General features: G+C 43.5%; 11 protein-coding genes. 3 read left to right on the forward strand and 8 right to left on the reverse strand.

The window, feature by feature from the left end:
* Nucleotides 1-38: 38 nt before the first annotated feature.
* The 6 genes from accC to ACK1U4_RS02575 form a co-directional block, all read right to left on the reverse strand.
* On the reverse strand, nt 39-1400 hold the full coding sequence (gene accC, locus ACK1U4_RS02550; protein ID WP_419400527.1) for an acetyl-CoA carboxylase biotin carboxylase subunit: 1362 nt from the start codon (nt 1398-1400) through the stop codon (nt 39-41).
* Between the two features lie 147 nt (nt 1401-1547).
* Nucleotides 1548-1961, reverse strand: a complete 414-nt coding sequence (locus ACK1U4_RS02555; protein ID WP_419400526.1) for an acetyl-CoA carboxylase biotin carboxyl carrier protein — start codon at nt 1959-1961, stop codon at nt 1548-1550.
* Nucleotides 1962-2121: 160 nt separating this feature from the next.
* Nucleotides 2122-2574 (reverse strand): type II 3-dehydroquinate dehydratase, encoded by a 453-nt coding sequence (gene aroQ / locus ACK1U4_RS02560; RefSeq protein ID WP_419400525.1) that lies wholly within the window; start codon nt 2572-2574, stop codon nt 2122-2124.
* Nucleotides 2575-2577: 3 nt separating this feature from the next.
* The gene (locus tag ACK1U4_RS02565; RefSeq protein WP_419400524.1) at nt 2578-3765 is read right to left on the reverse strand and encodes a CCA tRNA nucleotidyltransferase; all 1188 of its coding nucleotides are present in this window, start codon (nt 3763-3765) and stop codon (nt 2578-2580) included.
* A 120-nt stretch (nt 3766-3885) separates the two neighbouring features.
* Entirely contained in the window at nt 3886-6189 is a 2304-nt protein-coding gene (locus ACK1U4_RS02570; protein ID WP_419400523.1) for an NADP-dependent malic enzyme, read from the reverse strand.
* A 215-nt stretch (nt 6190-6404) separates the two neighbouring features.
* Nucleotides 6405-7895 (reverse strand): protein adenylyltransferase SelO, encoded by a 1491-nt coding sequence (locus tag ACK1U4_RS02575; RefSeq protein WP_419400522.1) that lies wholly within the window; start codon nt 7893-7895, stop codon nt 6405-6407.
* A 141-nt stretch (nt 7896-8036) separates the two neighbouring features.
* On the opposite strand from ACK1U4_RS02575, the gene ACK1U4_RS02580 reads away from it, so the two are divergent.
* The 3 genes from ACK1U4_RS02580 to ACK1U4_RS02590 are packed head-to-tail and all read left to right on the forward strand — an operon-like array spanning nt 8037 to nt 10696.
* Nucleotides 8037-8915, forward strand: coding sequence for a hypothetical protein (locus ACK1U4_RS02580; protein ID WP_419400521.1), 879 nt, complete (start codon nt 8037-8039; stop codon nt 8913-8915).
* A 44-nt stretch (nt 8916-8959) separates the two neighbouring features.
* Nucleotides 8960-9373 (forward strand): hypothetical protein, encoded by a 414-nt coding sequence (locus ACK1U4_RS02585; protein ID WP_419400520.1) that lies wholly within the window; start codon nt 8960-8962, stop codon nt 9371-9373.
* Nucleotides 9374-9412: 39 nt separating this feature from the next.
* Nucleotides 9413-10696 carry a hypothetical protein gene (locus ACK1U4_RS02590; protein ID WP_419400519.1) on the forward strand — a complete coding sequence of 428 codons (1284 nt, stop codon included), beginning with the start codon at nt 9413-9415 and terminating at the stop codon, nt 10694-10696.
* A gap of 22 nt (nt 10697-10718) precedes the next feature.
* On the opposite strand, the gene ACK1U4_RS02595 is transcribed toward ACK1U4_RS02590, so the two are convergent.
* Nucleotides 10719-11561, reverse strand: a complete 843-nt coding sequence (locus ACK1U4_RS02595) for a DNA/RNA non-specific endonuclease (protein WP_419400518.1) — start codon at nt 11559-11561, stop codon at nt 10719-10721.
* Nucleotides 11562-11578: 17 nt separating this feature from the next.
* A complete protein-coding gene (locus ACK1U4_RS02600; RefSeq protein WP_419400517.1) occupies nt 11579-12871 on the reverse strand; it encodes an acetyl-CoA C-acetyltransferase in 1293 nt (430 codons plus the stop codon).
* Nucleotides 12872-13203: the final 332 nt, after the last annotated feature.

Genomic DNA, 13203 nt, shown 5'->3' on the forward strand with positions numbered 1-13203 from the left:
AGCATTACGCCCCTACAAGTTTGTATTTTTATCAAAAGTTATTTACTTTCTTTTTTCTCTGACTTTTTTAGCAAATGATTTTCTAAATAGTGAATATTTTGGGCTTGTTGACAAAATGCCTCATCTTGCAAAATCACGTCACGATGTAACGGTACATTGGTTTTTACCCCAGTAATAATCAGCTCATCAAGGGCGTGACGTAGTTTGGCAATGGTTTGCTCACGGGTTTGACCGTGACAAATCAATTTGCCAATTAGCGAATCATAAAAGGTCGGAATCGCATAATTGGGGTATAAATGTGAATCAAACCGCACGCCACAGCCATTTGGGGTAAAAAGGTTGGTCACCGTACCAGGGGATGGCATAAAGGTTGCTGGGTCTTCAGCATTGATACGGCACTCGATAGCATGACCTCGAATATCAATTTCCTCTTGATGATATGATAGACCATAGCCAGAAGCGATTTTAAGCTGTTCTACCACCACATCAATGCCTGTAATCATCTCAGTAACAGGGTGTTCGACCTGCACACGGGTATTCATTTCGATAAAGAAAAATTGCTCGTCTTCATATAGAAACTCGAATGTACCTGCACCACGATAGTGAATTTGCTCACACGCACGCACACACGCCTCAAGAATAGGGGCTTTGATGTCGTCTGGGATATCAGGGGCAGGGGCTTCTTCTAATACTTTTTGGTGACGGCGTTGGAGCGAGCAATCACGGTCAAATAGATGAATGGCATTGCCTTTACCATCGCCCAATACTTGTACTTCGACATGGCGAGGATTTTTTAGATAGCGTTCCATATAGACGCTGTCATCACCGAACCAAAGTTCCGCCTCTTGCTTGGCGGCTTGGACTTGCGGTAGCAAGTGTTCGATACGTTCGACCACACGCATACCACGACCACCGCCACCTGCTGCTGCTTTAATTAGCAGAGGGAAACCAATCTGTTTAGCTTGTTCTTCGGCATTGGCAAGGGTGACGCTACCAACCGAACCTGGTACAGTGGGAACACCTGCTTTTTTCATGGCATTGATGGCAGAGATTTTATTACCCATCAAGCGAATATGCTCGGCTTCGGGCCCGACAAAGGTTAGCCCTGCTTCTTCGACACGTTCAGCGAATTCCGCATTTTCTGACAAAAATCCATAACCGGGGTGAATGGCATCCGCCCCAGAAATTTCGGCAGCCGTCAAAATGGTGTCAATGTTAAGATAGCTTTCGATGGCACTGGGTCGCCCAATACATATCGCCTCATCGACAAAACGCAAGTGCATTAAGTTATCATCGGCAGTGGAATACACACCCACGGTTTTTATGCCAAGTTGTTTGCACGCACGCACAATGCGTAAGGCGATTTCGCCACGATTGGCAATCAAGAGTTTTTTTATCATAGCTATCCCTAACGATTTTTAAAGCCTTTTCATAAAGATGGGTACTAAAATCAATAAAATGAGGCATAAAACTTTGAAAGTTTGGGCGTATGCAATACGCCCCTACACACTTATTTTATGGCTAATTTAAACGATTATAAATTTCGATTAAGATTGATAGCGGACAATCGGCTGACCAAATTGCACCACATCGCCATTTTGTACCAAAATTTCTTCAATAATACCGCTTTGGGTGGCTTCAAGGGGATTCATAATTTTCATGGCTTCAATGATACCTAGCGTGTCGCCTGCTTGGACTTGCTGACCGACTTTGATAAAAGGGGCATCATTTGGGCTTGGGGCGACATAGAATACGCCGACCATCGGTGAGGGTTCGGTTTTGCCTGTTTTGGTTGGGGTGACTACTGCAGGGGCAGTGGTGACAATTGGGGCAACGCTTGCCACACTTTGTGGTAAATGGCGAGTGATTTGCACTTTTTTCTCACCATCTTGCACTTCAAGCTCGGCAATCGACCGTTCTTCCATTAAGTCAATCAACTGTTTAATATTACCAATATCCATGATTTTCACCTTTATGTGTCATTAGCCTGTTGCCAAAGTCGTGGCAAACTTTTCAATATTGTAACAATTTTTTTCAAAAATACCTAGCTATTCTAAACCATATTTGTGTACGAGTGTACACTTAAAATTGCTAAAATGTTACTTATTTTGATAAAAGACATTATTTGTTGGCAAAAAACTGCAATGCAACCTCATAACCAAACGCCCCCATGCCACAAATTACCGCTTCGGCTTTGTCGCTAAAGTAGGAGTGATGGCGAAAGGCTTCACGGCTGTGAATATTGGATAAATGTACTTCGACAAATGGTTTGTTGATTGCCAATAACGCATCTCGTAATACTACTGAAGTATGGGTAAAGCCTGCTGGGTTGATAATGACGGCATCAATTTTTTCGTTTGCGTTGTCAGTTAATAGTCCGTGATGGTGGATTTTATCAATGAGTTCGCTTTCGCTATTGGATTGAAAAAAGGTCAGTGTTAAACCTTTTTCTTTAGCAAGTGTTTGTAAATTGGCTTCGATATCAGCAAGGGTTTGGTAGCCGTAAATTTCTGGCTCACGTTTGCCAAGTAAGTTTAAGTTTGCACCATTGATAATAAGAATATGTTTTTTCATAAGTTAGCCCTTATGCGTTGTGATAAAGTCATTTAACAAGCTTAAACGCAACTTGTCAATCGCTTCCCCAATGGCTTTACCTTTTAAATCTTTATCGACATCTTTGGCAGAGATGGGCTGTAAAAGCTCAGTGATTTTATCAAGTTTAATTTGCTCGCACGCCATTTGATAGATGTGTTGGCATAATAAGGCTTGGGTGAGTTTGTGATTGTCTTTGAGCAAAGTTGCTCGTTTGGTTAGCTCAAAAAGTGCTTGCGAATCCAAGTCATTAAATTCTGACAAGGTTTCAAACTCACTAATAAAAAATTCGCTAAAGGATTGTAATTGCTTAGGGATTTTTTGTTGTTGGCAAAACTGGGTTAAATTATTGATATCGTTATTCTTTAAAGAGCTATCTGCTAAAAAAATGGTGGCAAACAAAGCAAATCGAGCGGTTTCATCCAAATTAAACTGATAGCCAAGTCGTAGGCTTTTGGCGGTGCGTTGCCAATAGCTTGATTGATATGAATTTTTATCCAATTCAAGGGTTTTTTCTAAGTTTGGCATGATAATGTGTAACACGCCCAATTCGTTCAAACGGTCAAAATAAACATCCGCCCATTCTTGGGTAAGGGCTTTGCGAGTTTCTGCCCATACACGCTCTGCGACAAGGTGATTAAGCTCGCCTGCGTCACGCATTTGTTTGACAAGTTTTTGGGTATCAGTGGCAATTTCAAAGCCCAGTGGGGCATAGCGACTGGCAAAGCGAGCAAGGCGTAATACACGCACAGGGTCTTCGGCAAAGGCATTCGACACATGGCGAAGTTGTTTGTTTTCAAGGTCTTGCAATCCGCCATACGGGTCGATGATGGTGTCGTTTTTTAACGTGCTATCAAATAAGCCATTGACTTCGATTGCCATTGCATTGATGGTAAGGTCACGGCGGATGAGGTCTTCTTCTAAGGTGACACTGGGGTCGGCATGGACGGTAAAGCCGAGATAGCCATTGCCAGACTTGCGTTCGGTGCGGGCAAGGGCGTATTCGTCATGGCTATGAGGGTGCAAAAATACAGGAAAATCTGCTCCGACTTGGCTAAAGCCTAATTCAAGCATTTGCTGTGGGGTCGCACCCACGACCACGTAATCGTGTTCGGTGACAGGTCGCTGTAGCAGACGGTCACGCACCGCACCGCCAACTAAATATACTTTCATAAGGGAGTTCTCTTTTTATAAAAAAAGGCAATATCATAAGACATTACCTTTTTTATTAAATTTATGATTACTATTTTATCGAAGGGCGTATTCAATACACCCCTACAAGAAATTATAAACTTATTTCGCCAAATCTTGTGCTTCAGTCACAGCAACGGCGGTCATATTAACAATACGGCGTGCAGTGGCGGAAGTCGTCAAGATATGCACAGGTTTAGAAGAACCTAATAAAATTGGTCCAACCGTGACGCTATTGGTCGCTGTTTTTAGCAAGTTATAGGCAATATTGGCAGCGTCCAAGTCAGGCATAATCAAGAGATTTGCCGAGCCTGTCAATTTGCTAAATGGAAATGACGCATTGCGTAAGCGGTCATCAAGGGCGGCATCACCGTGCATTTCACCATCAAACTCAAAGTCCACGTCCATCTCATCTAATAGGCGATAGACTTCACGCATTTTCTTGGCAGAAGCGAAGTCTGACGAGCCAAAGTTAGAATGTGATAACAATGCCACACGAGGTTCAATACCAAAACGGCGGACTTCCTTGGCAGCCAAGACCGTCATTTCGGCAAGCTGTTCGGCAGTTGGGTCTTCGTGGATATAGGTATCAGCGATAAATAAGTTACGACCTTGAAGTAATAGGGCATTTAGGGCATAAAAATCTTTGACACCGTCTTGTTTTTTCAGCACTTTCTGCACATAGCTTAAATGCAAGTGATATGAGCCAAATGTACCACAAATCATACCATCCGCATCACCACGGTCAACCAATAATGCTCCAATTAATGAGGTTTTACGGCGGACATCACGGCGAGCCAACTCTACGGTTACGCCATCACGTTGGGCGATTTTGTAATAATGTTGCCAGTAGTCTTTGTAGCGTGGGTCATTTTCGATATTAACCAAATCATAATGTTGTTCGGCAACCATACGAAGCCCCAAGCGTTTGACTTGATTGTCAATAATCGCAGGACGACCGACCAAAATTGGACGAGCCAAGCCTTCATCGACCACGACTTGCACGGCACGTAAGACATTTTCATCTTCACCTTCACAGTAAACGATGCGTTTAGGGTCTTTTTGGGCTTTGGCAAACATCGGTTTCATCAAGAAGGCTGAGTTATAGACAAATTCAGACAATTTTTGTTTATAAACACGCATATCTTCGATAGGTAAAGTCGCCACGCCAGAATCCATCGCCGCTTTTGCGACCGCAGGGGCAATTTCGATAATCAAATTTGGCTCAAGTGGACCGGGAATCAAGTATTCACGCCCAAATTGCTTTGATTCGTCAACGGCTTTTTGCCCTTTTAGCGGGGTTGCTTCAACGTGAGCCATGGCTGCAATCGCACGCACACAGGCAAGTTTCATGTCTTCATTGACCGTGGTTGCCCCAACGTCTAACGCCCCACGGAAAATATAAGGGAAACACAAGGCGTTATTCACTTGGTTCGGATAATCCGAGCGACCTGTGGCAATGATGGCATCTGGACGCACGGCTTTGGCATCTTCTGGCAAAATTTCTGGATTTGGATTGGCAAGGGCAAAGATAATTGGGTCGATAGCCATTTGCTTAACCATATCTTGGGTTAACATACCAGCTGCTGATAAACCTAAGAACATATCCGCCCCAGCGATGACATCGGATAAGGTCTTGGCATCGGTATCACGAGCGTAGCGTTGTTTTGATTCGTCAAGATTGTCACGGCTGGTGGTGATAATACCTTTTGAGTCACCGACAAAGATATTTTCTTTTTTCGCCCCTAATGCACAGATTAGGTCAAGGCATGAAATGGCGGCTGCCCCAGCACCAGAACAAACGACTTTGATGTCTTCGATTTTTTTGCCTGTGATTTGTAGGGCATTGAGCAAGGCGGCAGATGCAATAATCGCTGTACCATGTTGGTCATCGTGGAACACAGGAATGTTCATGCGTTTACGCAATTCACGCTCGATATAAAAACACTCTGGTGCTTTGATATCTTCTAGGTTGATACCGCCAAAAGTCGGCTCAAGTGAGGCAATCGCTTCGATAAATTTGTCTGGGTCGTTTTGGGCGACTTCGATGTCAAATACGTCAATCCCTGCAAATTTTTTGAACAATACGCCTTTACCTTCCATCACAGGCTTAGACGCTAGAGGTCCAATATTACCTAGACCTAACACGGCTGTACCGTTGGTAACCACACCGACTAGATTGCTACGAGCGGTATAAAGAGCGGCTTTTTTGGGGTCTTTTTCGATTTCAAGACAAGGAATCGCTACACCCGGAGAATAGGCAAGTGCCAAGTCACGTTGGTTAGCAAGGGCTTTGATGGGCGTGACCGAGATTTTTCCGGGTTTTGGGTTGGCGTGGTAATGCAGGGCGGCTTGTTCAAATTGTTCTTTATCGGAAGCAGGGTTTTGTGTGGTGAGTTTATCCATAATGATTTCGCTTTATCAAGTAAAAAAATAGTCATTCAACGTAATGTAATCAAATTTGAAATATTCTATCATTAATACAGGCGTTTTATCTAGCGAACTTTGCGACTGTGAACTTTGAGTCATTTGGATTTTTGGTGAATTAAATCAAGCGTCACACGTTGAGGTATTGGGCGTAAGCATTACGCCCCTACAAAAAATTGATTATAGCTAAACCATTAAGACGAACAACTGACAAAAATTTCTGCCTCATTAACGGTGGGCGGTGCGGTGTCACTCGGTTTTGCCAATGGGTTAGGTTCAAACGGCTTAGTGAGTAGCTGAAACAGTCTATCGACCTCGCTCATATCATTGTGTTCTGCCAGTTCAATCGCTCGCTGTGCGATGCCATTTCGCAAAATATAAATCGGATTGTGGTTTATCACTTTTTCAAGATTGGGATTTTTTTGCAAATAATCGCTTTGCCATTGTTCAAATTGTTGTAACGCATTGGCTTGTTGCAATTCGGCTGTTAAGGTGGCGAACAGTTGGTGTTCATGTTCAAATTTACTGTTATTAGCCACGATTGCCACTAACGCTCGTTGGCTATTGGTAAAATCAAGCTTGTGGTTTTGCATAAGTTGTAAAAATTCTAATGCAAAATCGCAGTTTGCTTCATTCACTTCAAGCCCGAATTTTTGACACAATCCTTTTTGATAATAACCATAAAAAATTTCACCAAATTTATCCAAAATTTCCGTTAAAACCTCTCTATCCAGCGTTTCAGCCTTATGGTTTGCCGTTAATTTTTCACCATTTAAGCGTAAAAATAGCGAGATTAAGCGTGACAAATTCCATTGTCCAATAGATGGTTGATTTTGATACACATAGCGACCTTGATAGTCCGAATGATTGTTTATCCATAGCGGATTAAAACGCTCCATAAAGCCATAAGGCCCAAAATCGAGGGTCGCCCCTGTGATGGATAAATTGTCGGTATTCATCACGCCATGAGCAAAGCCAAAGAGTTGCCAATCGGCAATGGTTTTGGCAGTTTTATCAACGACTTGGCGTAAAAAATCCGCAATTGGTGTATCGCTCTCCATACAGTCGGCAAAGTAAGTTTGAATCACATAACGGGTAAAGTACAAGAGCATATCTGGGGCGAAATTCGCCACCCACTCAAAATGCCCAAAGCGAATATGACAATCGGCAGTGCGAAGTAGGCTTGCCCCACGCTCTATGCTCTCTCGGCGGACTGGCGTGTCGCTGACGACAAAGCCCAACGCATTGGATGAGCGAATACCAAGGGCGTTCAACGCATGACCTGCAAGGTACTCACGCACGGTGCTACGAATCACGGCTCGCCCATCGCCCATGCGAGAGTAGGGGGTTAAGCCTGCCCCTTTAAGATGGAGGTCGGTGAGTGTGCCGTGTCGGTCAATGACTTGGACGAGGAGTAGCCCACGCCCATCACCGAGTTGCCCTGCCCATTGTCCGAACTGATGCCCTGCATACGCCATAGCTAGGGGGTCAAAGCCGTTTGGGACGATGTCACCGCCTAAAATGTTTACCCAGTTTTGGGTTAGGAAATCGTCTTTATCCCAGCCGAGTTGGGTGGCAACTAGGGGGTTAAAATGCCCTGCTTGGGGATTGGTGAGGGGCTTGGGTGGTTGTTTGTGATAGAGGCGTGGGTCAAGGGTGGTGTAGGCGTTGTTGATAGTTAGCATAAAAAATCCAAATAATGATAATAAAGTTGATTAATGTTGTAAAATCGGTATGCTTATGGGTGGTTGTATCAAATGATTTTTATATTGGGGCTTTGATGGTGATATAAACCGTAATTTCATAAAAATAAGGAAAATCAAATCATGTTGTTATCCATTTTTTCAAAGTTTGCATTTTATAGTTACTGGGGTATGGCTCTGGTGGCGACTATCGTGGTGACTGTGATTGTAGCGATGGTAAGTAAATCGGTACATCGTAAGTTTTTTGGGGTAGTGGCAGGGATATTGGTGATGTGTGGATTTATTACACCGATAGCATTACAGATAAATGAAGATAAAAAGGTGGTAGAAGCCAAGCAGGATAGATATTCGACTGCCAAGGCGATATTTGATGAGCGGTGTAAGTCAGCAGGAGAGAAGATTTATAAGACGGTGGATAATGTGGAGGGGGTGACTTTGTTAAAGGTGCGTCCTGATTGGAATCGTCAGACTTATAATGCGTGGGATGACCCAATGTGGGCGGATGCAGGGTTGCCAAGACAAAAAATTGCTGATAACTATATTAATTCATTCTTAGGATGGAATGTTGAAAATAGAAACTTGGTATATGAACCATATAATCCTTCAAGTTTTAAAGTAACAAAAGGCTATAATTTTGTTGATGTAAAGAAAGATAATGAATATATACAGCATAGATTAAAGCCTAATGCTAATAGCGAAGCTCTTTCAAGGACACTAACAGAACTGGTTAAAAAACCAAGCAGATATGCTATTGATTATATTAACTACATTGACCCAAAAGACCGTGAATATTGGGTAGCAGGAACTAAAGTAACCATTACAGATACACAAACCAATGAAATTTTAGCCGAAAAAACGTGGTATGCCTTAGAGCCAGGGCAAGGCAGTCATGCAGGGCAAAGAGAGCCTTGGCTTGCAGGGGCGATTAGCTGTCCAATTGATGGACGGGAGAGCATACCTACTCGCTCATTTGTAGAAAAAGTTTTAATACCAAAGCAATAGTTTTTTAGAATCAATCAATTAAATTTAACCAAAAGGAAAATATTATGTCAGACCAAAACAACCAACCAAGTACCGCACAGCTACTAGAATTAGTTAATGTTCAAATGGCTTCAGAAGCATTTATGGGGTTGAAAAATACTATTGTAAATACCGCATCTGCTGATGATGAAAAAATAATTTTAGATGTTGATATGTTAAAATCGGGCAACGAACACTCCACCAAATTCACTTCCGTCACCGCCAGCCAATTTGTCCAAAACTGGGAAGTCAAAGCCCACCAAGCCAACACCACCACAGGCTTCTCAGGCACACTCTTTGAAGCCAAACAAGACATCGCAGGCACAGACATCAAAAAAGGCGACCAAGTCATCTCCTTTCGCAGTACCGAATTTATCGAAGACACCCTACACGACAACCGAGCGACCAACACCTCTAAAACCATTCAATTAGCCATTTAATGTAGATGATTAATTCAATGATTTTATAAGGAAACCGCAATGCCCCTTGACCTCACTAACCCCAACAACCAACAACTAATTCAAGCAGGCTTTAACCCAACCGACATCGAAAAATCCCCCACCTTAGTCAACCTACTCAACCGCTTTACAGGCACATTTATCATCGGCACAATCGCAGACGGTGCAGTCGCCAAAGGCAATACCATCTACCTATCCAAAACCTACAAAAACCTCATCACACTCGCCCACGAACTTGGACACGCCACAGGACAATACCAACAAAAACAAACCCTTACCCAATTTGACAGCCCACAAGACTATACCAACGCTCGCACCCTTGCCGAGGGCGAAGCCATGTATTACGAATTTTTGGTCGCCAAAGAACTCGGTATCTCACACCTCAAAAAACAAGCATGGCTCGACAATCAGCAGACCATTCAAAGCCTTGACTTATACCCCTTGATGGAAGCCATCATCAATGCCAATCTGAGCCAAGCTGACACCGTGACCGCCTTTGCCAAGCTCAATCTTGACCTCATTCCAAGCGGACAAATTCACCCACCATCCTATACTTATGATGAATACAATAAGCTGAGTTTTTTGAATAACAAACACCCAGATGACAGGATATCCACCGACTTTCAGCAAGCCATGAACAAGGCATTTGACTGGAATACCTATGAAGCAAAATCCCTTGTCAATAAAGCCAACGCCCATTACGGCACGCCAAACAATGACACCTTGATAAACACCCATGAAGGTGGCTCGGTGCTGGGTCGGCAAGGGCAGGGCGATTTGCTATGGGGGGCAAAAGGCAATGATATACTGATGGGCAATACAGGCAAGGATATTTTATTGGGCGGTAGTGATAACGATGTCCTAGTCGGTGGTGGTGGCAACGATATATTGGCAGGGGGCAAAGGCAATGATTTGTATTATTTTACCGCAGGGTTTGGGCAGGATAACATTGTCAATGCAGGCGGTGGCGTGGACAATGTGTATTTTGCCGATAGGGGATTTGACCAACTAGCCCTTGTGTCGCAAGTCAAAAACGATTTGACCTTAAACATGGTCGGCGGTAGTGACCAGTTGACGGTAAAAGATTTTTTTAAGGGTGGGGATAATGCTTCGCTACATATTAGTTTTGGGGCTGGCGGTGCGTTAAATCGTGAGCAGATTTTGGGTGATTGGCAAGAGAATCAACTTCATCAAAATCAAACAGCCACTCAGCCAAACTCGCCATCAAATAGCTACAGCGAAGCGGATTATCAAAAGGCATTGGCTGAGATGTTGGCATATTTACATAACTCACCACCCCTGTGATGGGAAGCAATTCTATTTACCGTTATTTATCAAGATTAACCGTCATACGCATAGATTTTACCGCATAGGGTAAATTTGGGAAAGCATCGACTCCTGTGCGTTTTGCCAATTCATTGAGCGAGATGGCCTCTACGGTATTGCTAGCATCATTGGGGCTGATAAAGGCAACTGCTTGGGCTTGGCTTGGCAAATAAACTGCCTTAAAAAAATGCGTGGGAATAAACACATTATTATTGAGCATTTTTACTCGTGGGTCTAAAAATGCCACCCCTGTCACCACATAACTTGACGCATATTGATTGGTCAGCTCTCGGGTTTTATTTTCGATTTTTACCCATGTTTGGCGGTTATTGGTCGGATTTTGTGGGGCAATATTGGCAAGGCTAAAGCTGTTATATTGCGAAGTTTTATTTGACATATCCGCATTGGGGGCTAAATGCCCTCGGTCATAGCCAGAGTTGCTATAATCTGCCAAATAGCTTCTTGCACCCACAGGCAGTTGGGTTTCCTCATGGAAATTATCTTCACGTACCAAGGATTTGGCATAGGTCAAACGTTGGCGTGTAAGGTACTCCGCCACCCAAATAGGGGTTTTGGAAACCCCAGAATACATGACTTTAAACCCATCAAAACATAAAGGATAGGCATTTTGAGCGAGTTTTTCGCTAATGATGGGTTGGGTTTGGTCAAGTAGTTGTTTGTCGCATTGGTTGGTTGTTGGGGTGGGTAGGGGCGTTGGTTGCGTAACAACAGGATTTGAACCACTACCGCCACAGCCAACCAAGCTAAAAACAGGTAATAATATGGCAATCAAGGATTGTTTTTGCATAATATTCTCTAGTAAGGTGTTTGGTTGATTAGGCATAAGACAAAGATTTTACCTTATTTTTCCAAAATCGCCACGACACCTTGCCCGCCTGCCGCACAAATCGAAATCAACGCACGTCCAGAACCTTTTTGGTCAAGTAATTTGGCAGTGCTTGCCAAGATGCGTCCGCCTGTGGCAGCAAATGGATGACCTGCCGCCAAAGATGAGCCGTTGACGTTGAGTTTGCTACGGTCGATTGAACCTAACGCTTTATCCAATCCCAAACGCTCTTGACAGAATTTTTCGTCTTCCCATGCTTTGAGGGTTGATAAGACTTGCGAGGCAAATGCTTCATGGATTTCATAAAAATCAAAGTCTTGCAAGGTCAAGCCAGCCCGTTCTAACATACGAGGTACGGCATACGCAGGGGCCATTAACAAGCCTTCTTTTACCCCAGCTTTGCCAATAAAGTCCACCGCTGCTGTTTCTTGGTGGGTGATGTATGCCAATGGTTTAAGGTTATGAGCGGTTGCCCAGTCCTCGCTTGCCAATAGCACGCACGAAGCCCCATCGGTCAATGGCGTTGAGTTACCTGCGGTCATGGTGGGGTTAGCGTTTTTCTTCCCAAAAGCAGGTTTTAATGAGGCAAGTTTTTCGATTGAAATATCAGGGCGTAAATTGTTGTCACGAGTTAAGCCTTTAAATGGGGTGATTAAATCATCAAAGAAGCCTTCTTCGTAGGCACGAGCAAGGTTTTTATGGCTGTTAAAGGCAAGTTCATCTTGGTCTTCACGAGTGATACCCCATTCAAGGGCGGTAATGGCTTGGTGTTCGCCCATAGATAGTTTGGTGCGAGGCTCGCCATTTTGCGGTGCGTCAATCAAGTCTTTGGGATTAATGCTTAATACCGCTTGGACACGGTCTTTGGCGGTTTTGGCATTATTAAGTTTTAATAAAGATTTACGTAAGCCATCACCAATCCCCAGTGGGGCATCCGATGTGGTATCCACACCGCCTGCAATGCCAGAATCGATCAGCCCTAGGGCGATTTTATTACTCACAGCAAACGTGGCTTGTAACCCTGTACCACAGGCTTGCGAGATGTCATAGGCAGGCGTTTGTGGGCTTAAAGCAGTGCTTAACACACATTCACGAGTCATATTGATGTCACGGCTCAATTTAATCACCGCACCTGCGACCACTTCGCCAAGGCGTTCACCTTGTAAATCATAGCGTTCGACCAAGCCATTAAGGGCGGCGGTGAGCATTTCAGAGTTGCTGGCGTTGGCATATTGTCCGTTTGAACGAGCAAAAGGGATGCGATTACCGCCTAAAATAGCGACTTTACGAGGGGCTGATACGGTCATGGGAAGTCCTTATATTTTTGGATTTAACTTTAATAAAGCAATATTTTTTAATCTTAACACAAATTTTTACCATACTTGGGGGATTTCTTGTAAATAATAACTATATTTTATATATTATTATTGATGTGATAATTTTAAGTTTTAAATACTGGATTAAGGCTAGGTTTATGGTATATTGGAAGTAATATGCACTCTTTTACATAGGACTTACGCAAATTTTGAATTTATCTTGCTGAATAAAGACACTAGACCCCTGCCTACGCAGGGGTGACGAGTAAATTAAAAATATTCCGTCATTCCTGCGAATGCAGGAATCCAGCGTCTTTTGCGGT

It is taken from the genome of Moraxella sp. TY6 (genome assembly GCF_048551375.1).
Classification (GTDB): domain Bacteria; phylum Pseudomonadota; class Gammaproteobacteria; order Pseudomonadales; family Moraxellaceae; genus Faucicola.